This is a genomic window from Bdellovibrio sp. ZFWA1, from assembly GCF_056175665.1.
This window is the reverse complement of the sequence record NZ_JBJKJH010000002.1, coordinates 791124-814057: the sequence shown is the minus strand read 5'-3', so window position 1 is coordinate 814057 and position 22934 is coordinate 791124. Positions and strand designations below refer to the sequence as shown.

Annotated in this window: 24 protein-coding genes; 14 read left to right on the top strand and 10 right to left on the bottom strand. The window is 41.2% G+C overall.

All coding sequences use genetic code 11. The features are described 5' to 3' along the window. The first annotated feature begins 41 nt into the window (after positions 1 to 41). The 3 genes from AC04MN_RS13395 (at position 42) to AC04MN_RS13385 (ending at position 3003) form a co-directional block, all read left to right on the top strand. Complete coding sequence (locus AC04MN_RS13395) at positions 42 to 1586, top strand: ABC transporter substrate-binding protein (protein ID WP_475383710.1); 1545 nt, start codon at positions 42 to 44, stop codon at positions 1584 to 1586. Between the two features lie 33 nt (positions 1587 to 1619). Beyond that, positions 1620 to 2561, top strand: a complete 942-nt coding sequence (locus AC04MN_RS13390; RefSeq protein ID WP_475383709.1) for a hypothetical protein — start codon at positions 1620 to 1622, stop codon at positions 2559 to 2561. 223 nt (positions 2562 to 2784) lie between these two features. Beyond that, positions 2785 to 3003, top strand: a complete 219-nt coding sequence (locus AC04MN_RS13385; protein WP_475383708.1) for a hypothetical protein — start codon at positions 2785 to 2787, stop codon at positions 3001 to 3003. 39 nt (positions 3004 to 3042) lie between these two features. Here the strand turns inward: AC04MN_RS13385 and AC04MN_RS13380 are convergent, their stop codons facing one another. Continuing rightward, the gene (locus AC04MN_RS13380; RefSeq protein WP_475383707.1) at positions 3043 to 3789 is read right to left on the bottom strand and encodes an SGNH/GDSL hydrolase family protein; all 747 of its coding nucleotides are present in this window, start codon (positions 3787 to 3789) and stop codon (positions 3043 to 3045) included. Between the two features lie 80 nt (positions 3790 to 3869). Here AC04MN_RS13380 and AC04MN_RS13375 point away from each other — a divergent pair, with 80 nt between their 5' ends. From AC04MN_RS13375 to AC04MN_RS13365, 3 genes are read left to right on the top strand one after another with little or no spacing between them, the layout of a single operon-like run. Beyond that, positions 3870 to 4625: an SDR family NAD(P)-dependent oxidoreductase gene (locus AC04MN_RS13375; RefSeq protein ID WP_475383706.1), complete on the top strand. Its 756-nt coding sequence runs from the start codon at positions 3870 to 3872 to the stop codon at positions 4623 to 4625. Then, entirely contained in the window at positions 4622 to 5008 is a 387-nt protein-coding gene (locus AC04MN_RS13370) for a 6-carboxytetrahydropterin synthase (RefSeq protein ID WP_475383705.1), read from the top strand. Before AC04MN_RS13375 ends, AC04MN_RS13370 begins: the two co-directional genes overlap by 4 nt. 9 nt (positions 5009 to 5017) lie before the next feature. Continuing rightward, a complete protein-coding gene (locus AC04MN_RS13365; RefSeq protein WP_475383704.1) occupies positions 5018 to 5758 on the top strand; it encodes a pseudouridine synthase in 741 nt (246 codons plus the stop codon). On the opposite strand, the gene AC04MN_RS13360 is transcribed toward AC04MN_RS13365, so the two are convergent. Beyond that, positions 5755 to 6582: a DUF455 family protein gene (locus AC04MN_RS13360; RefSeq protein ID WP_475383703.1), complete on the bottom strand. Its 828-nt coding sequence runs from the start codon at positions 6580 to 6582 to the stop codon at positions 5755 to 5757. The genes AC04MN_RS13365 and AC04MN_RS13360 overlap by 4 nt on opposite strands. Positions 6583 to 6643: 61 nt before the next feature. Here AC04MN_RS13360 and AC04MN_RS13355 point away from each other — a divergent pair, with 61 nt between their 5' ends. Beyond that, complete coding sequence (locus tag AC04MN_RS13355; RefSeq protein ID WP_475383702.1) at positions 6644 to 7351, top strand: YebC/PmpR family DNA-binding transcriptional regulator; 708 nt, start codon at positions 6644 to 6646, stop codon at positions 7349 to 7351. A gap of 32 nt (positions 7352 to 7383) precedes the next feature. Here AC04MN_RS13355 and AC04MN_RS13350 read toward each other — a convergent pair whose 3' ends face one another. From AC04MN_RS13350 to AC04MN_RS13340, 3 genes are all read right to left on the bottom strand, one after another. Further along, complete coding sequence (locus tag AC04MN_RS13350) at positions 7384 to 8391, bottom strand: hypothetical protein (protein WP_475383701.1); 1008 nt, start codon at positions 8389 to 8391, stop codon at positions 7384 to 7386. A gap of 80 nt (positions 8392 to 8471) precedes the next feature. Beyond that, positions 8472 to 9590: a DUF3943 domain-containing protein gene (locus AC04MN_RS13345; protein WP_475383700.1), complete on the bottom strand. Its 1119-nt coding sequence runs from the start codon at positions 9588 to 9590 to the stop codon at positions 8472 to 8474. Positions 9591 to 9801: 211 nt separating this feature from the next. Further along, the gene (locus AC04MN_RS13340; protein WP_475383699.1) at positions 9802 to 10671 is read right to left on the bottom strand and encodes a trypsin-like serine peptidase; all 870 of its coding nucleotides are present in this window, start codon (positions 10669 to 10671) and stop codon (positions 9802 to 9804) included. Positions 10672 to 10939: 268 nt separating this feature from the next. Between AC04MN_RS13340 and AC04MN_RS13335 the strand changes: the two genes are divergently transcribed. From AC04MN_RS13335 to AC04MN_RS13325, 3 genes are read left to right on the top strand one after another with little or no spacing between them, the layout of a single operon-like run. Then, on the top strand, positions 10940 to 11764 hold the full coding sequence (locus AC04MN_RS13335) for a phosphatase domain-containing protein (protein ID WP_475383698.1): 825 nt from the start codon (positions 10940 to 10942) through the stop codon (positions 11762 to 11764). Then, positions 11761 to 12576, top strand: coding sequence for a hypothetical protein (locus AC04MN_RS13330; RefSeq protein ID WP_475383697.1), 816 nt, complete (start codon positions 11761 to 11763; stop codon positions 12574 to 12576). The genes AC04MN_RS13335 and AC04MN_RS13330 overlap by 4 nt, the downstream gene beginning before the upstream one ends. A gap of 7 nt (positions 12577 to 12583) precedes the next feature. Next, on the top strand, positions 12584 to 13003 hold the full coding sequence (locus AC04MN_RS13325) for a SufE family protein (protein ID WP_475383696.1): 420 nt from the start codon (positions 12584 to 12586) through the stop codon (positions 13001 to 13003). 26 nt (positions 13004 to 13029) lie between these two features. Here AC04MN_RS13325 and AC04MN_RS13320 read toward each other — a convergent pair whose 3' ends face one another. After that, complete coding sequence (locus tag AC04MN_RS13320) at positions 13030 to 13521, bottom strand: hypothetical protein (RefSeq protein ID WP_475383695.1); 492 nt, start codon at positions 13519 to 13521, stop codon at positions 13030 to 13032. A gap of 161 nt (positions 13522 to 13682) precedes the next feature. On the opposite strand from AC04MN_RS13320, the gene AC04MN_RS13315 reads away from it, so the two are divergent. From AC04MN_RS13315 to AC04MN_RS13305, 3 genes are all read left to right on the top strand, one after another. Next, the gene (locus AC04MN_RS13315) at positions 13683 to 14318 is read left to right on the top strand and encodes a hypothetical protein (protein ID WP_475383694.1); all 636 of its coding nucleotides are present in this window, start codon (positions 13683 to 13685) and stop codon (positions 14316 to 14318) included. A 178-nt stretch (positions 14319 to 14496) separates the two neighbouring features. Further along, on the top strand, positions 14497 to 14787 hold the full coding sequence (locus tag AC04MN_RS13310) for a hypothetical protein (RefSeq protein ID WP_475383693.1): 291 nt from the start codon (positions 14497 to 14499) through the stop codon (positions 14785 to 14787). A gap of 48 nt (positions 14788 to 14835) precedes the next feature. Continuing rightward, positions 14836 to 15021, top strand: coding sequence for a hypothetical protein (locus tag AC04MN_RS13305; RefSeq protein WP_475383692.1), 186 nt, complete (start codon positions 14836 to 14838; stop codon positions 15019 to 15021). A 29-nt stretch (positions 15022 to 15050) separates the two neighbouring features. Here the strand turns inward: AC04MN_RS13305 and AC04MN_RS13300 are convergent, their stop codons facing one another. From AC04MN_RS13300 to AC04MN_RS13290, 3 genes are all read right to left on the bottom strand, one after another. Next, entirely contained in the window at positions 15051 to 17372 is a 2322-nt protein-coding gene (locus AC04MN_RS13300) for a [protein-PII] uridylyltransferase family protein (RefSeq protein WP_475383691.1), read from the bottom strand. Between the two features lie 9 nt (positions 17373 to 17381). Further along, positions 17382 to 19883 carry a DNA mismatch repair protein MutS gene (gene mutS / locus AC04MN_RS13295; RefSeq protein ID WP_475383690.1) on the bottom strand — a complete coding sequence of 834 codons (2502 nt, stop codon included), beginning with the start codon at positions 19881 to 19883 and terminating at the stop codon, positions 17382 to 17384. A gap of 82 nt (positions 19884 to 19965) precedes the next feature. Then, a complete protein-coding gene (locus AC04MN_RS13290; protein WP_475383689.1) occupies positions 19966 to 20880 on the bottom strand; it encodes a DUF2804 family protein in 915 nt (304 codons plus the stop codon). 131 nt (positions 20881 to 21011) lie between these two features. Between AC04MN_RS13290 and AC04MN_RS13285 the strand changes: the two genes are divergently transcribed. Continuing rightward, entirely contained in the window at positions 21012 to 21497 is a 486-nt protein-coding gene (locus tag AC04MN_RS13285; RefSeq protein ID WP_475383688.1) for a hypothetical protein, read from the top strand. Here AC04MN_RS13285 and mpl read toward each other — a convergent pair. Then, positions 21494 to 22912, bottom strand: a complete 1419-nt coding sequence (gene mpl, locus AC04MN_RS13280) for a UDP-N-acetylmuramate:L-alanyl-gamma-D-glutamyl-meso-diaminopimelate ligase (RefSeq protein WP_475383687.1) — start codon at positions 22910 to 22912, stop codon at positions 21494 to 21496. The two genes, AC04MN_RS13285 and mpl, sit on opposite strands and share 4 nt — an antisense overlap. Positions 22913 to 22934 lie beyond the last annotated feature (22 nt).

The window sequence follows — 22934 nt, the reverse complement described above, 5'->3', positions numbered from 1 at the left end:
CTCAGAATTCTCTGAGGGGTTTTTTGTAGGAGGTCTTTAGGATGTCTGTTTCGGTAATTTTATCCTTCTTCATTTTCGTTTTTTCGGCGACTTTTTTCACTTCAACCTCTTCGGCTCAAACCCAAGAAAGTTTTTTTAAACTAAGTCTTGCCACCGACCCCACCCAACTTGATCCACAACTACAAAAAAATCCAAACAGTTCCTTTCTTTTACAGCAGCTTCACCGAGGCTTATTTAGATATGACAACAATAAAGGACTCATTCCGGATCTGGCCAAGGAATGTAAAAGAAAATCTTTAAAACTTATCTGTGAAATTTCAAACAACGCGAAATGGAGTGATGGCTCTGCGATCGAATCTAAGCACTTTTTAAATACTCTTATTTTCTTGCTCAATCCGGAAAATAAAGCCGCAAAATCAGACCTGCTTTTTTCTATCAAAAACGCAAAGAAGATCTACCTTGGAAAAGAAGACACTAAAAACATAGGTTTTAAGATCCTATCGCCGGCAAAGTTTGAAATCGAATTCGAACGAAACGATTTTGATTTTGAGTACAAAACCACATCAATTATTTTAAGCCCTCGCTATGATCTGGATGCTGCAAAAAATAAAAGCAAATTTAGTGGCCCCTATATTCTTTCGAAAAGCCTCTCTGGTCAGTGGCTGGAATTGGTAAGCAATCCATTTTACCTTCGAGGTAAAGATACCAGACCGCCCCTACGATTTTATATCATTGAAGAAGACTCCGTAGCTTTGAAGCTTTATCAGAATAAAGAGTTGGATTTTTTACGTCGGCTTCCCACGTTATTTATTCCTCAGTACCTAAAAGCGAAGGACTTTCATTGGATACCTCTGGAAAGAATGGACTTCTTTGGCTTTGGAGCTTCTATTATAAATAAGCCTCTACTACGCAAGGAACTCACTGAATCCTTAAACTACACGGAACTTCAGAAATTATTCCACAGCGAAGGTGTTCCTGGATGCGTTGGCCTCTCTCAAGAACTCTACGACCAGAACTCTGAATTCAACGGCTGCCATCAATTCAAAATCGATTCACCGACAAAAAGCAAGATCGCTACGACGAAATCCGAAGCGAACTCGGTCTATGAATTACGTTATTCGGCCCTTGGCGGAGACGATCACAAAAGAGCCACTGATTGGATTCAAAGCCAGTGGAAAAAGAATCTGAATCTAAATATTAGAACAAAAGCCGTAGAAAACAAAGTTTTCGCAGAATCCTTACTGCAAAACGCCCCTGACATCTATCGAAAAGGCGTCCCCTTAGAGCGCCCCACTTGCCTAGCAGCTCTGGAAAGTTTTGAAGATGTTGTCGAGAACGAAAGTCCGTTAAAAATTAAAGACAAAGTTTTTAGCTCAATCATAAACGAACTTCGCAACACGTCGTCTTCTGAAAAACTAAAGAAATTCTGCACTCAGGGCCTATCCTATCTTATGAAAAATTCTTATCTCATTCCAACTGGGCCGATGCACTTTTCTATTCTGGTAAATCCTCAATATGAGGGTTGGTCTTACAATCGCATCAACCAGCTAGACCTTGCAGAACTAAAGAAAACTGTTTCAAAATAAGACATCAGCCCCCAAAAAAATTTAGGCATTGTTTTGGCATCTTTAAAGGTTATGAACAAGTCTTTACCACAGCACAATCGTAAGCAGCTTCCTCATTTGCGCCTAGGCATTTTAGCCATTGCATTGTTGGGACATTCTTGGGCTTCTGCAAATTCGCTTAACAGATGCGAAAGTATCTTCGAGAATCCTTCGGCTTACACTGAAAAGACAGCTTCCTTGGAGCAAATTTGGCTCTGGAGGGAAGAACTGCGCGTGCTTTTAAAGGCCGATGTCATGTCCGCTAAAGATTTTGATCAAATTGCTTCTCATGTTGAAAAGCTTAATTCAGTTGAAAAAGAAGCTCTTCTAAGGAAAGTGTCGGAAATATATCGAGATGTTACTTTTGCAAAATATAAAGACGTTAAAATTAAAAACTTTAAACGCGTGCTAGATCTTTTAGTATCCAGATCAATCAATCCCTATCAAATATTCTTAGAAGCAAAAAACCAAGGTAAAAACGCTTACGAAGCCTACGAAATCTATTTAGATAGAAGTTTTCAAGCAACTGGAATATTAACCAAGTATAGTGTCCATGATATTAAAAGCTTAGCTCAATTTGTACAATCAAGCTTGAAGGACGAAGCTAAAACAAACTTAGATGCCGAGCACTGGAATATCACAATCTACGGCAGCGTATTTAACGGTCGTGCGATTAAAAATATTTCGGATGTTGACAGCATCGGCGAGTATAAATCCCAGAATCGCTTTATCGAAAGATTAGGCGAAAAATATATCTTTAAAAAATACGAGTTAGATCATTTCTCTGCTAACTCAATGGATAAATTTAGCCAATTAAATGCGGCCCAGATAAATCCCGTACTTTTGATCGTCAACCGCGACAAAGTTGAGATCCGAGTCTATCCCGAAGTTACGGTAGAGGAAATTAAAGCTAAAAAACTTAATACCGGAAAATCCTATTTAAGTTTTACCCTCTAAAAACTGCCCCCCGAGCCTGCGGCCCGGGTTGGTCCTATCAAAGTTCTGATCGCAAATCAGTTCAGCGCAGTTTTGACATTGTCTCGATATGAGAATCTTTAAAGCATTTGTTATGTTTTTATATTTTTAGACAGACCTTCGTTAAGTTCTATTTATAGATCCCGATAAAGATTCTAGACATAGGAAGAGATAAAGTACGCTTTTCCATCTTTGGAGGTCATCAATGTCTGATAAAAAGAACTTCGAAAAACAAATTCCTAACAACGTCGTTGCAATCGGATCTGCAAAGTGCACAGCAGAAGGTTGCAAGAAGAAACCAGATAAAGCAGGCTTCTGCTCTGAGCACTTCGACTGGTTTAAAGCTGGCCTTATCACGAAAGAAGGGGTTAAAGCCCTGGATTTTGATAAGAAGTACTATCAGTACTACAAAAAAGTGGCTTAGGCAGGCTTAAAGAAAAACCCCGAATATTTCGGGGTTTTTTTATTTTGCGCCATTTGTAGATGTTCTTACGCCCGAAGTGTTTGAAGTATTTTCTTTCGCTGATGATATTTTTGAACTCCACCTCATCCCAGAGATTTGCTGGGTGACCGACTCGCCCCATTTACGTGAATCAGCAGGTCCATAATGAATTCCATCGGACTTTCCAGAAGGATATGACGTGATCTTTGAGGAATCGATATAACGACAGGAATACTTTTCAACTTGAGATTTTATTTTTTCAATACCGTATTTTAAATTATCCTTAAACGGCGATTTTGCTAAGTCCGGCGGCCCGATCCAAATGCAATCTGCCCCGGTCTTCTTAACCTGCTCCATCATAAGATCAATAGACTTCAACTCGCTTTCTACATTTGAACGACTGGCTAATATATTTGTGCCCAACGAAAGCACCACTAAATCGGGCTTTACCTGATCTAGGTGGGTTGAGAATGACTCCAACTTTTGACTCTTAACACGTACTTCACCTTCAGATCGCTCTTTGCGCCAATACCCACAATTTGTTGTTTTAAAATTCGCCTTCACCGAGGTCCAAGTCGAAGGTGATGATCCACAACTGGCAATGGAGACCACTTTAGAGGCCGTCTTTCTGAAATACCCATCGATGACGGTTCCATAGACCCCATAAGAGTGAGAGTCCCCTAAGAACAAAACTCGTTCATGCGCCCTGGCAAGCTCCAGTCCCTCGAGATTAATAAAAACGACTAAGGTAAATATCCATTTTTTCATATTTTTATCTTCGCATTGTTTATGTACAGACCAAAAGTGTTTTGCTAGTCTCTAAAAGCGAAACTAGACAGGGGGCAATTATGACTCAGATTAAAAAAGCCGCTATTATCACGGGAGCTGGATCGGGCATAGGTCGAGCTATCGCCATCGAATTTGCTAAGCACGGATATTTTGTTTTTTTGATGGGAAGAAATAAAGAAAATTTGGAAGAAACGGCCCTCCGCTGCCGAGCTGGCGCCAGCCTTTTAAGTTGTGACATAAACGATGAGTCGGCCGTCAAAAAGCGCATCCAAGAAGCCTTCAGCAATCCTTTAGTACAAACCGAAGTGTTGATCAATAATGCGGGTATTTATAGAAATGAAAGTTCCCAAAATTTTCAAACCGAAACCTGGATAGAGCAACTTCAAACGAACTTGATCGCTCCTGTTCGCCTGACCAGTCTAGTAATCCCCCATTTTATCAAAGCTAAAAAAGGCAGCATCGTAAACATTTCTTCGACTCTAGGGTTAAAGCCCGCCCCCATGACTGGAGCCTATTCTGCATCCAAAGCCGCACTTAATAATTGGACGCTTTGTCTAGCCCAAGAGCTCGGTTCTCATGGCATTAGAGCTAACGCCGTCTGCCCGGGTATCGTAGACACCCCTATCCACAGTTTTCACCATAAAGATGAGTCTACAAAAAAACAAATCGTCGATTCCATGGGCAAACTTCAACCACTTCAAAGAATTGGAACACCCGAGGAGATAGCCAAAGCAGCTTATTTTTTAGGTTCAGACGACTCGAGCTGGACGACAGGATCTTTGTTGTCGGTCGACGGTGGGATTAACATACAATGAGAATCACTCTAGAACGTCGGTTTTATGCAGCTCATCTTTACGAACAGAAGGCCTGGTCAACTCAGAAGAACCAAGAGGTCTTCGGGCTCTGTTATTCAAAATATGGACATGGTCATAACTACCGTTGGCAAGCGGAAGTCGAGTGCACTCAGGCGGATTTATGCCGATCTTCATTAGCAGAAGAAATGAATCGTATATGCGCCTTACTGGATCACAAACACCTGAACTTTGACTTACCGGAAGTTTTCACTGAAAGGATTCCAACGACGGAAAATATTGCTTTGTTTTTATTTGAATCTCTGGCAAAAGTAGGGGTTCCGTTCAAAGTAAAACGAATCCGGCTATATGAAGACAATGACTTATGGTCAGAAATTGTGAATTAAGAGGCTTTTATGAGTGAAGATGATAACAAAATTCGGCTTTCAAAGCTGATGGCTCAAAAAGGAATCTGTTCTCGTCGAGAAGCTGATGATTATATATCTCGTGGCCTTGTCATGGTGAATGGTGTTCGAGTCGATCAACTGGGCACCAAAGTCGATCCTAATTCTTCGGTCACACTTGAAGCCGCAGCTCTGAAGCAACAAAAAAAACTTGCGACTATAATTTTAAATAAACCCGTAGGTTATGTTTCAGCACAACCAGAGCCCCAATACACGCCAGCGATTCGTTTAATCACTCCAGAAAATCAGTGGAAAGAGCAAAAGCGCAGATTAAATCCTGATGTCTTTGAAGGTTTGGCGGTTGCAGGAAGATTGGATATCGACTCTCAGGGTTTGCTGTTATTCACTCAGGATGGACGAATTGCTAAAAAAATTATCGGTGAAGACACTCACCTTGAAAAAGAGTACATCGTGCGCGTCCAAGGCCACTTGTCAGAGTCTGACCTAAAACTTCTTAACTATGGCTTAGAACTTGATGGGAAGAAACTAAAGCCTGCTAAAGTTGAATGGTTAAATGAAGACCAGCTTAAGTTTGTTTTAAAAGAGGGAAAGAAAAGACAGATCAGACGAATGTGCGAACTTGTTGGACTTCGAGTTACTGGCTTAAAAAGAGTTCGAATTGGCAAGCTAAAACTAGGACACCTTCCCGAGGGCCAATGGCGATTTCTTGAGGATGATGAATCACTCGATTAATTTTTTCGAAAAAACTGTTCTAAATTTGGATGTGTCTCTGCCCGCTCGTGCTTCGGAATTAGAAACCAGCGGCGGAGTTCTTCCAAAGCTGCAATTTCATCTTCAGAGAACCCGGCTTTTTTTCGAAGCTCATGATTTAGATTCTCAACTCGCTTAGGAATCTTATCCAACAAACGAATCATGCGATGGTGAAATTCAAATCCAGGATCCAGTTTTTGATTTTTACAAATCTCGAAAAACCACCGACTCCCAAACTCCACATGCCCGACTTCATCCTGATTGATTGTTTTAACAGCCGACTTCACCAGGGGCGCCTGCACGCTTTCAAGACGTCTTAAAAACGTATCTCCCGCATCCAAGCCGGAACCTTCTAAGTATCGATGAACTATCAATATACGGTCTAATAACGAATCCTCGATTGAAGTCGCATTCCAAAGATGGGTGTGGACAGGAAAGTCTCCCCATTTAAATCCAAGGGCATCTATATTTTCTAAACACATCTGCAAATGCTCGGATTCATTAATCGTCACCGCAGCCAATTGCTCTCGAAATCCCGGAGGGGCTTCAGGAAACTCAGCAAGCGTTCGAACCCCAAGCTCCATCGCTTGCAATTCAATACTAGCCAAATCATGAAGCAAACGGGCTTGCCCTTCAGCGGATGCCAAACCTTTTTTAGGAGGATGAAGTTTTGCTTCCAATAAAACAATGTCTCGAGCTGGAAACTCAGGCCCGCGGTATACTGCCTGATTATTCAGCAAAACGCGGCAATCTTCATGGATATTATTAATTTTATCCCACACATTGGGCCGATCAAAGCAAAACATGGGGTGTAAATACCATTTCAATCATTGCCTATCAAGCCTCCGATGTGATTGAATATCTCCTATGGGAAAAGGTTGGAAAACAGCAGGCAAAATGGAGAAGTCGGCCCAAAAGGGTCTAATATTCACTAAACTCGCGCGGGAAATCGCCGTTGCAGCGAAAGCTGGAGGCCCTGACCCGGCAGCTAACTCTCGTTTACGAATGGCTATTGATGCTGCCAAAAAAGTCTCTTGCCCCAACGACACGATTGAGCGCGCGATCAAAAAAGGCGCCGGCTTGTTGGATGATGGTAAAATTATCGAAGAAGTGACTTATGAAGGTTACGGCCCCCATGGCGTGGGCGTCATTGTAGAATGCCAAACGGACAACCGTCACAGAACCGCCCCTGAAGTACGTAACTGCTTCAAAAAACACGATGGCAATATGGGCGAGTCTGGCTCTGTGCAATGGATGTTCTCGCATGTAGGACACATTGAAGGTACTAAAGCAGGAAGTTTCGATCCAGAAGAAGAAGCTATTGAAGCCGGAGCAAACGAAGTTCACGAAGGTGAAGATAAGCACTATGAGTTCTACTGCAACAAAGAAGATCTTGATGCTGTCAGAACGGCCCTGACCGGCAGAGGCTGGACGGTCACAAAGGCTGAGTTTGCATATGTTCCAAATACACCGGCAGATATTTCTGAAGAACAAAAGAAAGAAGTCTTAGAGTTTCTTGAAGCCTTAGATGATTTAGATGATTCACACCGTGTCTACGCAACGATTCAAAACTAATAAAAAAAGCCCACTTTAGGTGGGCTTTTTTTTTACCAAACTTTAGTTAATGTAAATTTAGCGGCACCTTTATTATTTGAGGATGCTGAAAAACTTCCTCTTGTTTCGAACCCTTTACCAAATTTTTTTACAAAGCTACCTTCGATATCAACTTCGTCAGTTTGCTGAAAAATCTTTTTACCAACTTCAAGGCGATACCGCCCAGTTTCGTTTAGTTCATTTTCAGCTAATTTAATACGAATTCGATCATCAACATGAAGATCCACTTTTGTTTCTTGTGTTCTTAAAACATCATTGTCTTTAGACGAGCCCATCGCCTGGGATGAGCTTTTGCTATTATCCACCGTACTAAATCCGATTCTTTTAATAAATTCTCCATTAGTTCCGAACTGATCTTTAGCAATTCCCGCCAACCAGGGATCCACGACGGCCTTAATATATCCAATCTCAGAACGATCATTATCAGCAAGTCGCCGAGCCACATTAAGCTTCATTTCTTCGACTTCTTTTTCAGATCTATTTAAATCAGTACCAAGTTCTGGAATATTGTTATCAAGATAAAAAGGTGATGAGTGTGAACTTTGACAAGTTATACAAATGCCCGCCTCTGTAGAAGTATTTCCAGAATTCGACCAACTATTTAAAGAATCCAAAGTCATTCCTGCAAAAACAACATTGGTTTTATCAAAGGCCAATTGTTTAACCCGCAATCGACCTTTCATATTCTTCGTTTTTATTTGTTCGCTACTATTTTTTGGATCGTGAAGACAGTTCTCACCCAACTCTGCAACAACCAACAGTTTGCCATCTCGATTAATTGATTTTAAATCAAGCTTTGAGCATGATTCTAAGACCTTCAATTCAACTTCAAATTCTAGTGGACCACTTTGATACACCTTCGGAATCTCTCCGTACTGTTTGGTATATTCACTAGCGGATAAGCTCAAATATGAGGAACTTTTTGGCAGTGACACTTGCCCATGGACAGTGATCGAGCTTAAAACACATAAAATCGAGATAAGTTGGTTTAATGTTTTCATACCAACTTAAAGAGCAAGAAAAGATCCACCTTGATTGACAAGATGGACCTAGGTAATTGTCTCAAAATGAATCTTTTATTTTAAAACTTGAATTCGATCTTAATGTTTAAATTTGCGCGACCACAAGCATCTCCGTACATTATTGGAGGCAAATTTTCACAGCTATTTTGTTTTAAATAGATCGTCGTTTTTGAAGTTCTAATAACCCGACCGCCTAAGAGTTCATTAATCTGGTTAGAAATAGCTCCTGCAGGATTTAGAACCACCATCAGCACAGATCCTAATTTTTTAGAACCCATCACTTCACCATTTTGCTGTTCAATATGCTGGCTCAACTGAAAGAAAACTTCACCTAAAATAGAACCCAATACTGGTGTACTCCAAAGATCTTGAATCGAAGGCTTTTCCATGATGGCTTCAACACCATACTCCCAGAAAAAGGTCGACATTAAAACAGAGTAACCGAAGGATTCCATTCTTGAGAAACCTAGATTTCTAGCCACCTGATAATAAGCAGCGCCGGAGATTGGGTGACCAATGTAATTGACCGCCCAGCCATCTTTGTCTCGCACTGGCGGAGAAGAAACATGGTCCTTATATTGTTGAACTAATCCTCCAGAGTTTTTGGACTTATCCCATTTTGAAAAACTTTCGGGAAGTACATAAAGCAAACCAGCAACGCCTGCAGCAACAAGACCTAGATTTCGTGTTTCATTAAATAGGTTATGATCCGTATTGGTTAGTTTCGACAGATTTAACTCATAACCAATTGCATTTGCGTCCACTTTTTCATATATCGTCACCGAATTATAGGGGCTGCCCCCTTGACTACGCTCGCAAAGACTCCCTTGCGATTGTCTTGCTTCTGAAATACCGGAATTTCTAATTTGCCTTTCAATCTCTGAACATCGCTCTTGATCACGGGTATCAACAACAATCAACTTTGCTTTGATGACTTCTGAGCCAACGGGTCCATATTGAGAAGTCTTTTTAAAAGGATGCAGATACTTATAGAGGGGATCCGCAGCTTCCATTGCTTGTTCAACATCCTTTTTCTGTCTCTGTTGCCGCTGCCATTCGGTCTCTTCTTCACGGTTTGTCTGTGCAAATCCCAATGAACTTGCCATAAGAACAAAAGATAAGAACCAATATGAAATGCGTTTTAAAGGAACTGCTTTAAGAAATGCACGGTTTTCCAAAACTCCTCCGAGTCCTCAAATTTAAATATAAATTTCAACAGGAATTCCTCTTTGCTATTTAGAGGCCAACAGGAAATGCATTAATAATGAATAGATCTCGAATATATAAATATTTCATCGACAAGATGACAAATTTTGGCAAAAAAGATGAGGGGGCTGGTGAGGCCCCCTCGGTGTCAGAACAACAACTCACAGCGAAGAACAGTCTTCCCTATTTGTTTAAATAATCCGTTACAAAGTTAATATTTGTTACATCTTCGCCTCGGCATCCAGTGTCCGGGCAATAGTTCGAACGATAACATTTGTTAGTGCGGTCGTAGGCAAAATCTTGAGCTCCTCGCACCAAAATCCCTACTACTTCATTCGTCTTTGCAGAGAAAACCGCCGAACCTGAGTTACCACCGTATGTATCTAAGTTAGCCACGAAATAGCCCTGCGCTTGAGAGCGGACTTGAGCACCGCCTGCAATTTTAGTTGGAAGACCTGATGGGTGACCAACGACAAAAACATCATCTCCAACTTCTGCGTTATTTTTAGCTAACACCAATGGACGATGCCCTCGCACTCGACGGTCTAGCTTCACAATCGCATAGTCTTGTTTGTTAGTAAGCTCTCGAGCAACAACCGACTGGCAAGAATACACATCATCTGCTGATAAGTTCACGTTAGCACTTGTTGCAGAATTCATTTTAAAATTAAAAGCGAAATAATAAGAACCGCAAGAAGATGAATCAACGCAATGACCTGCAGTCATCACTAAATCTTCACCAATTAAAGAGCCCGAACAATTTGCTGCCGCTGGCTGGTTAGCAAAAGGCTCGTCGCTACATAATCCCATTTGTTTAGCAAAGCTTTGACTATTAACTTTAAAGCCCGAACCCGAAGCCGTCATATCTTTTTTCGCGATTAATGCCACTGTTGAGTCTGCAACATCTAACAATCTTGAATCAGTAACCTGATAAACATCAGCACGATGATCATCTCCATAAATTACTTTAGGAGTCATTTGAGAGGCGAAGCCTACCGATACGGTAGCTGTTAATGCAATTGTCATTGCGGCCATCATTGAGTTATTCGACACGGTGGTTCTCCTTTTTAACTTGGTCCTTTTAAGCAGAATGCCAGCCGTTAAATATCTTTGTCTGCTAGGCCATCTAAGAATCAAGACTTGATCAGACCTAGGAAGGATAGGCGTCTGGGCAAATTTTCCCCAGACCAATCACCTCTGGCAAGACCTTTGCTAAGCAGAGCTCTGATAGCAATCAAGCAAGTGACTCTTTGATATCGAGCTGATAAATCGAATTTAAGAGTCGCTTGTAACAAATTTTGGCGTTTTTCCAGGAGAATGTATGAAAGTTGGACTATTTATATCCGCAATGTCTTTAAGTCTTTTAGCATTGACAGCAAAAGCGGCTGACCAAGTTATGATTTCGGACATAGACGACACTATTAAGCTTTCGCATATTCCATCAAAAGCAGGCTCATTTAATCGGATGTTCGATGAACAAAGTCGGTTCCTTGGGATGGCCGAGCTATACCAAACGCTAGCTTTAGATAACCCAGGACTACAGGTATACTATGTATCGAAGGCACCTAAGTTTTTAATGCAAGAGAGGCACATTCAATTTCTAGTAAATGGAAGTTTCCCCCGTGGCTTCTACGTGGGATATCAAGGAAAGACTTTACCTAGTAACCACAAAGTAGAATCCATTAAAGCCATCATTAAAGCTGAAAATCCAAAGCGTATTCTTTTGATTGGCGACAATGGAGAGCAAGACTCGGAAGTCTATGAAAAAATTCAAAAAGAGTTTCCGCAGATTAAAATGACAATTCTTATTCGTCAGCTCTACGCAACAAAAGCAAAGGATTCCGACCAGCAGGGCAATAAAATTGCAGCAAATCAGAACCCTTTCATAACGACAGCCGACGCGACTATGATTGCCGTAAAGAATGGGTTTCTAAAAAACAAATCCGCAGAAGAACTAGTGCAATTCCTCACCCCACTCATTGTGGACGAGGCTCCATTCCAAAAAGAGGGTATCCTTTCCTTTCCCGAATTTATTGACTGTTCAGAGTATCAATGGAAGATTTCGAATCAAAACTTAAACCTAGAAAAAGAGCTTTCGCAAATTCAAGCAAAGGTCGAGGAAACTTGTAAACTGAGTCATAAATGAAATTAAAACATCAACTTCCTAGTTTTTACGAAAACATCCTGCCACGATCCCTGCTGCAGTTTGAGCCCGTCGAAAAAAAGGCCACCTGTGACAACTGCGCGATGTCTACGGAAAATCACCGCGGCCCCAAGTTTTACAGGCCGGACCTTAAGTGCTGCACTTTTCAGCCTTTTATCCCAAACTTTCTTGTTGGAGGGGTTTTCAACGATCCAAGCTCGAGCAAAGCGCAAGAGACACTTCGCTATCAAATAGAAAATCGGCTTTACTCTTTACCTGTCGGAATGACGGCCTCTGTGCGCTACCAATTAGAATTTAAGAAAAATAAAGATGAGGGCTTCGGCCAAAACGAGAACTGGCTATGCAGTTACTATAATAAGGAAAATGGATTATGTAACATGTGGCGAAATCGCGGCGTTGTTTGCACCACCTTTTACTGTAAATCCAGCTATGGTAAGTCTGGAATGATTTTTTGGAACCAATTAAGTGACTATTTAGCTTTGATTGAAATGGCTTTAATGGAAGAGGCCTTAGTTATGCTGGATTTTTCTCCACGTCAGGTTTCCAAGTTAATCACTTACCTAGATCGCAATGAAGGCACAAAAGCAGAACAAAAGGCACATAGACTACCCGAACCCTTGGCAAAAGAGCTTTGGAATGGCTATTACCACGAACAAGAAGAGTTTTTTAAAAAATCCTACCAGATCGCTGCAAATTTAGATAAGAAGGCTTTAAAAGAAATTGTAGGCCAACATGGGGCCGAGCTCGAACAGAGACTGTTGCAACAAATGGATCTGCTGTTGAAAAAAAAGTAGGTTAGATATGACTCCAAAGGAACGCCAAGAAATACTCATCACCGAGTTCTCGAAACTTGCCGATTGGGAAGACCGTTATAAAAAAATTATCGAGCTTGGCAAAACCCTACCCGAAATGCCCGAGCATTTAAAAACAGAGCAAAACAAAGTGAAGGGCTGTCAAAGCCAAGTCTGGCTGCATGCAAGCCTCACTGCTGATAAAAAAGTGATCTTTACCGGAGATAGTGACGCGGTTCTGGTTAAAGGATTGGTCGCCCTTTTGTTGCGGGTTTATTCTGATTCAAACCCCAAAGACATTCTAATGACGCCACCAGAATTTCTAAAAAAACTGGGCTTTGACGGCAATCTTTCGCCAAGCAGGGCAAACGGCCTCAACTCGATGCTAAAGCAAATTCAGCTGATTGCGACGGCCTACTCGATGATTTAACTTAAGTCTTCCTAGCAAAGAAAGACTTATCTCACACCATCCTCTTTCCAGAAAATATAAAAATCACCTGGTTTTGCTGAAATTGCCAAGTTGGACTCGACCGATTCGAAGTAAAACTTCTTATTTCCATCCAAATGCAATTGGTTCGATATGAGATCAGCTTCAGCCCCAGTTAGACGATAGAGTATACGGTCTTTACGCAACGAACTGTTACGGCTTTTATTTATGAAAATACTGCATCTATGGCCTTCGTTAGGGCGATTTGCACAGATAAAATTTAAAGAATTGTCCGCCTGTTTAATCACTTTGCCTGGGCCAAATATAGCAGAATCTTGCTCTGGGACATTCATGCTTTCAAATAGAACCTGCGCATCCGTATCATAAGAGCCCGTCATATCCTTAGAGACGATATTGATCATTCCTGTACTTCCCGTAAGGTTTCCACGAGTGATAGCAAAGGCTTCTAAGAAAAGAAAATTCAATACAATGATAAAAAACAATAATTTTGGCGTGCTCATTTGACTCACTTCCTTGCTTATCAAACCTATACAATTATCAGAACGCGAACACCTTACCAATTCAAGTCTTTTTTGTTTCAAAGAAACTACAGAGTTGTGAATTTTTTGTTAATAACAAGTCTTTAAAGAAAAGTTGAAATCATTACGAGCATACTAAGTCTATGCAAACGATTCTGAACAAAAAAAACTCTGTAAAAGCTCCTCGCATTGCTGTTTACGTCATCGTCATTGCATTTATTTTTATCCCCCATAACACTCACGCTAACGATCTATCCGACACAGAGGCTCCCAATTCTCGCATCCACCTCGGATTCTTAGGACTAACAATTCACGGCGTGATACCCGACTCGACAGCCCGCCAATATATGCCCCGAAAAATCGACAGCGCAGGAATAATGGTTCAGCACCCAGAGTTATCATTAACTTACTTTGCTGAAAACTCACAGCAATTCAATGTAACGTATTTGCGAGATTGCATGGATAAACCCGCTGTCAACCTGGGGTGGGGGAAATATTCCCGTTATGAAAATTGGCGAGCAGGTTTCCTGTTATCTCTTTACGCCCGAGAACGCTTCCATAAAACAGCGGTCATCGAATACGAGGATGGAACACGAGTCCAAAAAGATGTTCGCGCGCAACAGTTTCTATTTTCAACAACCATCAACAACTGGGAATATATATTCCTTCCAATGCTAACACTCTCGTACGAAATCCCAGTCTACAAGGAAGTCTCTATGGTTGTTACCGGAGGAAGTAATTTTGCTCTGACTCACATTACCTTAGGTATTGGCTTTTAAGCCCTGTTCGCCGTAGATGGGCAACTGTCTAAAAAGCTTTCGTATTGTTTTGATTATCTCAATTTGAAATATTAATTCACCAAATATTTCAATATCTTACGACTCAATAGCAAACCCTTACCATACCGACACTTGGTCCCGCCCTTGCTCTTTGTATAGGGCATACAAGGAGTCGAAAATGAAAAGCTCTAAATCAATCTTGCGAATTTCTTTAGCCGCACTTACTTCTGCCTTCTTTTTAAGCAGCACATCTTTTGGATGGACGGCGACCTCCCCTTCAACCAAAGAATACACCTTTAAGTATCAGATGAAGGGTAAGAGTCTTGAGTTGAAGAAAGTTGCGAACTCCTACGAAGACGCCTTTGAATCTGCCGCACAGCAATGCTTTAACTTTTACAAGGGCTCTGAAAAAGTATCAGAGGATAAAGGACTTGATATTATCGACACTTGCGCGAATCCCCGCTCGTAATTGACAAGGCCTAAAAGCTTTGATTAGATCATTGTCTGAGGTGCAATTATGGGAATTCTAAAAGCTGTAGGAAATTTCCTTTTCGGGAAAGATCCAGATATTTTTGATGAAAAAGGCAATGTCAGCCACAAACTTCCAAAACGTAAATGGGATGCTTGGAATAACAGAATTAAAAATGATCCTCAGTACAACTGGCGCAATCACACAGGTGTCAGCCAAGCTAAAAAGAAGTAAAAAAAAGCCTCTCTAAGAGGCTTTTTTATTTAGCGTCCTTCATCTCGATTTTTTAACTGCAAGCTCGTCTGCAACTTCTCTAAGATCTCTTGAGGATCTTTTCCCGGCACCAACGTGAATACATCGTCTACCTGGCGCCCCCATGTATGTACATTCGCTCCCCTAATATTCAATCCCAAATCTGTCAAAGCACTCACTGTATGAGCTAAAAGTCCTGCCTGATCGACAGCTTTAAAGCTAATAATCCATTGTGAGTCATTCACCTCAACCCATTGGATCGATTGATAGGTGATCGAATCCAAGGCTGGCTTTTTATCTGATTTTGCATGGAAGAGCTGTTTACGAAGAGTCTCTTTATCCTTTTGTGTCGTGATCATAAACCAATCCCAGACGCCCAAAGAATCAAAAGTATGAATCGAGGCGTGCCTAATCGGTAAGCCCAATCCATAAAGCTTTAAAACAAACTCTTGCAACAAACCTTTGCGATCGTCCTCATCGAAAAAACGAATCCAATAATTACCATTATGATCTAAAAAAACATCAGCAGCGGTTTTAGTTGAAGATTTATGTTTCATTAAATCCTTTAATAAAAACCGCGCACCAAAAGCGGAAACCAACAAGGGATCAATTTGCTGTGACCACTGAGTTGGAAAATCCAAGCGCATTTTTTTTGCTATAAAATCCAGCTCGTAGAAAGCCTGTGCAGATTCAGATTCCAAATTCTTGACCAGATCCCTTAAAAGTCTGGACTTCCAATCATTCCAGGCTTCGGGGTTCGTTGCTCGAATATCGACAACAGTAAACAGAGCCAATCGATATAGACGAGCCCCAGATATCCCCAAATCCTTTAAATTTTTCCAAACATCAGGAGAATGAGGGTTGCGTCGAAATGCTGCCGATGACACCTCCAAATGATTTAACACCATCCATGAAACTTCTTTGATTGTTTCATCAGAAATCCCTAAAGATTTTAAATCTCGCTCGACCAAGGCAACACCCTTTTTAGAGTGATCCCCCTCTAAGCCCTTTGCGAGATCATGATATAGACAGGTCCAACCTAAAATTTCCCAGTCTTTCGCAGAAATCTTTTTATGTAAAAACTCTAGCACTCCTAATAAACGTGGTTTCTTCTGCACCCGCCTTAACTCGCGTCGAGCTTGCATAATATGCGTATCAGCAGGAAAACGGTGATACTGATCATGTTGAACCCACCCCACAAGTCTTTTGATTTCGGGCACTAGCTTATCGATCATTCTCGAATGAAAGACCGCTGTGATTATCTCATCAGATACTGCAGGGGAAACAAATTCTTTCAAAATGCGCGCACGCTCTGCCAGGGCTTTTTTAGAGTTTTCGGGTTTAGAAAAGCAATCTTCCAAGGAGTCTCGTACCAATTTTTGATTTAAGATATTCGGGTCCTTTTTTAAAGCACTCCAAAGATCTTTTTCATTTTTGAAAACTCGATTTTTATAGCCAAGCAATTTCTTATCTGACGAGGTAACCGTAGCAATAATCCATTCAGTATAAAAATGGGTTCGAGCCATTCCTCGCTGCAAAGATTTCATAAATTCTTTTTGCGACGAGAATCCACACCACTCTGCCAGTTCAAACTGAGCGGCCCCTACTAAAACATCGCCGTAGGATTCAAGATGCAATTTTTGTCTGATGGTTAAAAAATACTTTTTATAAAAATTAAGCACTCTTAGGGCGTAATCTGCTTTTTCAATACGACTACCAAAAAGTTCATACATCTGCAGCGCCTGATCAATATCGCGAAGTCCACCAGGCCCATACTTAAGATTGGGCTCTAAAAAGTTTGCGATTGAATCAAAACGGATAGATCTTTGCTTACGATCCTTAACCAGATCTTCCAGTAGCTTTTTCTGAAAGTTCTTTGCACGCTTAAAAATGGATTGTTGTTGTTCGAACAACAATCTCGCCGCCCGAGGAGTCCAAGGGCGGGCCCTAAGTAGCGCAAGTATATCAAAGCTTTGAACCCCTTCAGTCCAATCATTTAAGTTTTGCGGAACTCGATAGCGCAATTTAAAGGATTGAAGCTCTAGATCTTTCACTAATTGCGTTACGATCTGTTCAGAACCACAGAAGATAACATCAATATCGGACTTAGGACAAAGCTCACCGCGCGCCCAGCTTCCCAATAAAATAGGATCGGCTTGTTCCCATAATGGGTGACTCGTGATTTTTTCTTCCAGATTCTGAGACAACCAAAAAGAAAATCGAGACGAAGAAAAAAGAGTCTCCTGCAAGTCATTTCCCGTTGGTGCTAACAACGGAGGTTGAATCATAATGCGGGCTCGCTCTAAAAAATCGGTCGTCTCTAAACCCTTCACTCTATATTCCTACTGTAAGTTGATATTGCCAGCTTTTTCTTGAACTTTCGCAAGCTGGTTTAAAGCCTCTATCGGTGTCATTTGCATGACCGCAAGACGCTGGACCTCTTGAATAAAATCAACAACTTCGGGATTTAAAATGGGCTCTACTTTTTCCGGAACATCAAATTCTACTTCAGCCAGATCCATCAAGGACATTTGACTGCTCGCCTGAACCTTACGACTCTCAATCTCTCGGAGCAAGTTTTTAGCCCGTTTCGTGACCGAGCTTGGTAATCCAGCCAATTCTGCCACCTGGATACCATAAGACTTTAAAGCCGGCCCTTTTACCAGCGAGTGTAAAAACTTAATCTCTCCGTTTTTTTCTACCACTGACATATGCGAATTTTGAATTAATGGAAAACTTTGATCTAAAGTTGTCAGCTCATGATAATGGGTCGCAAAGAAGGTATGACACTTCACTTCACTTAGAAGATGTTCTAAGATCGACTGAGCCAAACACATACCATCAAAGGTCGAAGTACCGCGACCAACTTCGTCTAAAATAACTAAGCTTTGCGCGGTCGCATTTTTTAACATCGTCGAGGTTTCAGTCATCTCGACCATAAATGTCGACAAACCTTCAGACAGTTGATCGCTTGCTCCAATACGAGTGAATATTGCATCGTAAATTGGGATAATCGCCTCATCTGCCGGAACAAAAGAACCCATCTGAGCCATGATAGCCGTTAAAGCTACTTGCCTCATCAATGTCGACTTACCCGCCATGTTAGGGCCCGTCAAAAGCATACATCCTTGATTGCGCAGTTCTATATCATTAGCGACAAAATTATTTTTTACCGTTTGCTCAACCACGCCATGCCGAGAGGCTTTTAACTTTAATTGGCCAAACTCTGCAAATTGGGGACGCACGTATTTTTCTTCTAGCGAAAGCCAAGCAAGGCTGCTGACAACATCCAAGTGACTTGCGATATGCGCAAGGTTTAACAAATCCGATGAGGTACTTAAAATGTCTTTTCTCAAAGACTCGAAAAATTCGAATTCCAAATCTGCACGCTTGGTCTGAGCAGAAAGCACTTTTCTTTCAAGTTCCACTAACTCTTCTGTGCAGTATCGTTCAGCATTCGCTAAGGTTTGCTTTCTTTGATAGTGGGCCGGTGCCTTATCTTTATGGGTATTCGTTATTTCGATATAGTAACCAAAAACATTATTATAGCGAATCTTCAAACTTGAAATTCCAGTTGCTTCTTTTTCAGCCGCTTCCATCCTCGCTACTAGATTCTGAGAATGCGTAGAAAGTTCAATCAATTCATCAAGCTCGGGATTCACACCATTCCGAATCAGATAACCCTGCTTCGTTGATAAAGGTGGCTCTTCAACCAGCGTCTGCTCAATTTTATATGCTAAATTACGAAGTTTATCTTTGGCCAAACCTTGAACCTCGGCCAATTGGAACTGCTGAACGACATCTAAGGCACTTAACCCTGCGTGCACACTAGAGGCTAAAGCAAGCAAATCACGGCCATTACAAGTTGGCTGAGAGATTTTACCAAGACGTCTTTCGATATCACCCATTTGCCCCAAAATCTGCCGTAAACGCTTCAGCTCTAAAGCATGATCTCGCCAGAATTGGACCTGATCCAATCTTTGCTCAATCTTTGTTTTTTCACGTAAAGGAAAACTCAACCACTGTCTAAAAAGCCGGCTTCCCGCCGATGTTTGGGTTCTATTCATTGAATGAAACAATGAACCCAGTCCTTCACCGCGATAAGTTGCGAAAATTTCTAGATGGCGAAGGACCGTCCCTGAAAGCTCAAGGCGATGCTCCAAATCTTTTTCCGAAAATGGCGATAAGGTTTTAAGAGCTTCCTCGCTATTCATCTCCTGAACATATTTAACTAAGCGAGCCGCTGTTTGTGGAGCTTTGTTTTTTAACAACTCATGGCTTGAGTCGACAAACTCTTCAAACAAAGTCACAACAAATTGCGACTTTTTATCTTTGAGTAGACTTACATCTTTTTCAGAAACGACAACCTCAGCAACTGGCAATAGATCTAAAAAACGCAACAATTCTGTCCCAACGCCCTTGAAGAAGAACGCCTCTCCCGTCGTACTATCCAAGAAAGAGATACTTTCCGAGTCTATTGAAACCAAATAATGCGGAAGCGTTCCATCTAAAGTATCTGAGTCGTAAACCATCCCCGGTGTTAAAATTCGCGTAACGCCTCTTTTTACTAAACCTTTTGCAAATTTCGGATCTTCAAGTTGATCACAAATAGCAACCTTAAGTCCGGCCGAAAGAAGCTTATTAATTGGACCCGCAACCGAGTGATGAGGAACTCCACACATCGGAGTTTCATCTGCTGATTTTTTATTTCTTTGAGTTAAAGCTATACCAACGATCGGAGCCGCTTTGACGGCATCATCATGGAACATTTCGAAAAAATCACCCATTCGAAATAACAGAACTTTGTCTTGGTGAAGACTTTTAATATCCCAATATTGCTTCATTAACGGCGTTAAATTTGACATCCTAATGTCGTAACAAACACCTAGAAAAGTTTCATGAGTAAACTTAAATTACGCGCTGCATTTACCACAGAGATTCATGCTTTTCCGCGACTCCAAAAAGATGGCGAACGGCATACCTTTCGTTATCATCGGTCAGGACAAACCCATCAAAAAATCCCAATGGCTGTTCATAAAAAGTTTTAACCAAAAAAAGATTCTGATTTTGATAACGAGACGCCTCTGGTTTAAACACCAAGTCAAAGCGTTGTTCAGGTGAAGAAACTCGCCAAGAGCCTGAAGAATCTGTCGTCGTATCAAAAATAGCCGGTCCCAAAGAATGCCATCGTCCGTTAAACCAGAGCCTATTTTCCTTATCTCCAAAATAACCTTGCTGAAGATTAAATCCAGCATCCTTATTAAACGCTGAAGCCCAGAACCAATCAACCCTTCTTGGCAGAACACCATTAGAATAATCCATCGTAATCAAAGCACCCTTCAAAGGAATACGCCCTAGTGGACCAATCATTTCACCTTCGCTAGCAAGACAGGCCGAAGTCTTTACGGTTGAATGAAAATAATCTTGTTCTAGAAAGCTATACACCGGGCCTTCGGCATAAAAAGCTCCATTTTGCCAAACGTCAGCATTCCATAAGACTTTCAATAAAAGATCCCCTTGAATCAAAAGACTCATCTGCTGCCGATTTTGCCCATCAAAACGCCAGTATTTTTGCCCCGCCGAGTATAATGAAAACCCGTCTTCTCCAAAGGCTTGATCACCAACACTCATCGCCTCCCAAGGGCGCTTTAAAAAAGAACGATCCATGACAATTTTTTTAGATTTCTTATCGTAGAGATAATAAAATATTAAGCCACTGTACTGAACGTCCACCATGGCCGTCGCAAAAAATAAATCTGTCGTTTGCACGGTAAAGTACCGCCATCTTTTATGTCTAATAATCCGACGAAAAAATGGAAATTCAAGCTGCTTTTCAAACATAAAATCATTCTGCAGTATTTTGTTTAAATATTTTACATAATTTAAAAAACTATTTAAAAAAGCTTCGCCCGCAAGAGTTTTAAATCCAGATTCTTTACTTTATACTAAGAAACAAAGATGAAGGAGAACGGATGCTCTTACATAAACATTTCAATCAAGCATGGAAAATCGCTCTACTACTTTTTGTAATACACTTGGTCAGTTTTAAAGCGAACGCTGAATCGAGCGTGGGGTTCATCCTTGGAGATCCTACGGGGATATCAACTCGTTTCTTTCATGAAAAAGAATATTCGATCAGTTTAACCTTTGCCAATCATGGTGGCGACAACGAGGGACTCGATATTCAGGCTTCGATCCTCAAAAACAAAGCCCGGCTGTTTGCAATCGAAAAGCAGGCTGCAGAATTATATTATGGGGCAGGCATTCGTTTAATAGACATCAGCGAGGGAAAACATAAAAATGAACTAGCTCTGGCTTTACGAACTCCGATTGGAGTGAGCGTTGACATTTCCAACCCAGACTTACAATTCTTTGCAGAATTAGCACCCAATCTTAATCTGTCACCATTTAGTGAAATCGATTTTGATCTTGGAATTGGGTGCCGTTTTAGATTTTAACCTCTTAGCGATAATCCAGACAGAAGCTTTTGATAAATACCGTCAAAGCCTCCATTAGACATTATAAGAACTACATCACCTTTTTTCGCCTGAGAGGTGATGTAGCTCACGATAGAATCTGTCCCATCGAAGCAGTGGGCTTTTTTGCCTTCTCCAACAAGATCCTGCACCAACTCTTCCGAACTAAAGCGATTCGCCTCATCAATCTTGGTCTGATCAAAGGCTCGCGCAATGATGACCTCATCAGATCCTTTGAACGCTTCAACATAAGCTTTTTGAAAGACTTTACGACGAGACGTCGCACTTCGAGGTTCAAAAACTGAAAACACTTTTCTTTGCGGATATTTATTATGAATACCTTTGACGGTTTCTTTAACTGCCGTTGGATGGTGCGCAAAATCCTCGATAACCAAAACACCACCTGGTTCTCCAAGGATCTCTTGCCGACGCTTGACTCCGCCAAATTCTTTAAAGGCGACTCGCACTTGTTCCATATCCCAGCCTAACTGATGAGCCATCCCCACCACGGCAGTGGCATTTTGGATATTGTAATCTCCAGTCATGGTTACCCAGAAAGTCTGACTCCACTTTTGCTTGGCAGAAGTTACAGAAAATTCTATACCATGTTGATCCTGATTTAAAATCTGACAGCGATAATCTGCAGATTCTGAAAAACCATAGGTCTTTATATTTTGAGCTTTACACTGCGGAACCAAAGAGACGACATTTGCATCATCAGCGCAGGCTAACAAAGTTCCCTGAGCAGGGATCAAGGTCATCAATTTACTAAAAGACGCCTTAACATCATCCAGATCTTTATAAATATCCGCATGATCAAACTCAACAGAAGTCAAAACCACATGACGAGGTTTATAGTGAATAAACTTAGGAACTTTATCAAAAAACGCCGTATCGTACTCGTCACCTTCGATAACAAAATATTTACCAGTTGGATTCTTAAAAGACTGGCTAAAATTTTTAGGGATACCACCAACCATATAACCAGGCTTTTGACCGCATAATTCAGCCACCCAAGTCATCAATGAGGTCGTGGTTGTTTTTCCGTGAGTTCCACTAATAACGATAGACTCACAGTCACCGATCACCCACTCTCCCATTGCTTTAGGTAAAGAGGTATAAGGAATTTGAAGGCGCATTAACTCTTGAGCTTCTTCGTTACTTGCTGAAATCACGTTTCCAACAATTACAAAATCAGGACGAGGATCTAAATTTTTTGCCGAATAACCTTTATACAAGGGAATTCCTAACGATTCGATTTGAGTCGACATCGGAGGATAAGGATTGGCATCACTTCCTGTAACCTTAAATCCTTTGTCCTTTAGTAGTCCGGCCAAAGAGGCCATTGCCGTTCCACAAATGCCCATTAAATGAATATGACTTCCAGCTGCTATCATCCTTGATTCCTTTTTTTTTACT

Excerpts from the sequence above, each read along its gene's own strand:
- mpl (WP_475383687.1), bottom strand. The coding sequence starts at position 22,912 with ATGATAGCAGCTGGAAGTCATATTCATTTAATGGGCATTTGTGGAACG.
- AC04MN_RS13360 (WP_475383703.1), bottom strand. The coding sequence starts at position 6,582 with ATGTTTTGCTTTGATCGGCCCAATGTGTGGGATAAAATTAATAATATC.
- AC04MN_RS13335 (WP_475383698.1), top strand. The coding sequence starts at position 10,940 with ATGAAAGTTGGACTATTTATATCCGCAATGTCTTTAAGTCTTTTAGCA.
- AC04MN_RS13395 (WP_475383710.1), top strand. The coding sequence starts at position 42 with ATGTCTGTTTCGGTAATTTTATCCTTCTTCATTTTCGTTTTTTCGGCG.
- AC04MN_RS13305 (WP_475383692.1), top strand. The coding sequence starts at position 14,836 with ATGGGAATTCTAAAAGCTGTAGGAAATTTCCTTTTCGGGAAAGATCCA.
- AC04MN_RS13355 (WP_475383702.1), top strand. The coding sequence starts at position 6,644 with ATGGGAAAAGGTTGGAAAACAGCAGGCAAAATGGAGAAGTCGGCCCAA.
- AC04MN_RS13385 (WP_475383708.1), top strand. The coding sequence starts at position 2,785 with ATGTCTGATAAAAAGAACTTCGAAAAACAAATTCCTAACAACGTCGTT.
- AC04MN_RS13370 (WP_475383705.1), top strand. The coding sequence starts at position 4,622 with ATGAGAATCACTCTAGAACGTCGGTTTTATGCAGCTCATCTTTACGAA.
- AC04MN_RS13350 (WP_475383701.1), bottom strand. The coding sequence starts at position 8,391 with ATGAAAACATTAAACCAACTTATCTCGATTTTATGTGTTTTAAGCTCG.
- AC04MN_RS13380 (WP_475383707.1), bottom strand. The coding sequence starts at position 3,789 with ATGAAAAAATGGATATTTACCTTAGTCGTTTTTATTAATCTCGAGGGA.
- AC04MN_RS13315 (WP_475383694.1), top strand. The coding sequence starts at position 13,683 with ATGCAAACGATTCTGAACAAAAAAAACTCTGTAAAAGCTCCTCGCATT.
- AC04MN_RS13365 (WP_475383704.1), top strand. The coding sequence starts at position 5,018 with ATGAGTGAAGATGATAACAAAATTCGGCTTTCAAAGCTGATGGCTCAA.
- AC04MN_RS13325 (WP_475383696.1), top strand. The coding sequence starts at position 12,584 with ATGACTCCAAAGGAACGCCAAGAAATACTCATCACCGAGTTCTCGAAA.
- AC04MN_RS13320 (WP_475383695.1), bottom strand. The coding sequence starts at position 13,521 with ATGAGCACGCCAAAATTATTGTTTTTTATCATTGTATTGAATTTTCTT.
- AC04MN_RS13310 (WP_475383693.1), top strand. The coding sequence starts at position 14,497 with ATGAAAAGCTCTAAATCAATCTTGCGAATTTCTTTAGCCGCACTTACT.
- mutS (WP_475383690.1), bottom strand. The coding sequence starts at position 19,883 with ATGAAGCAATATTGGGATATTAAAAGTCTTCACCAAGACAAAGTTCTG.
- AC04MN_RS13285 (WP_475383688.1), top strand. The coding sequence starts at position 21,012 with ATGCTCTTACATAAACATTTCAATCAAGCATGGAAAATCGCTCTACTA.
- AC04MN_RS13330 (WP_475383697.1), top strand. The coding sequence starts at position 11,761 with ATGAAATTAAAACATCAACTTCCTAGTTTTTACGAAAACATCCTGCCA.
- AC04MN_RS13375 (WP_475383706.1), top strand. The coding sequence starts at position 3,870 with ATGACTCAGATTAAAAAAGCCGCTATTATCACGGGAGCTGGATCGGGC.
- AC04MN_RS13290 (WP_475383689.1), bottom strand. The coding sequence starts at position 20,880 with ATGTTTGAAAAGCAGCTTGAATTTCCATTTTTTCGTCGGATTATTAGA.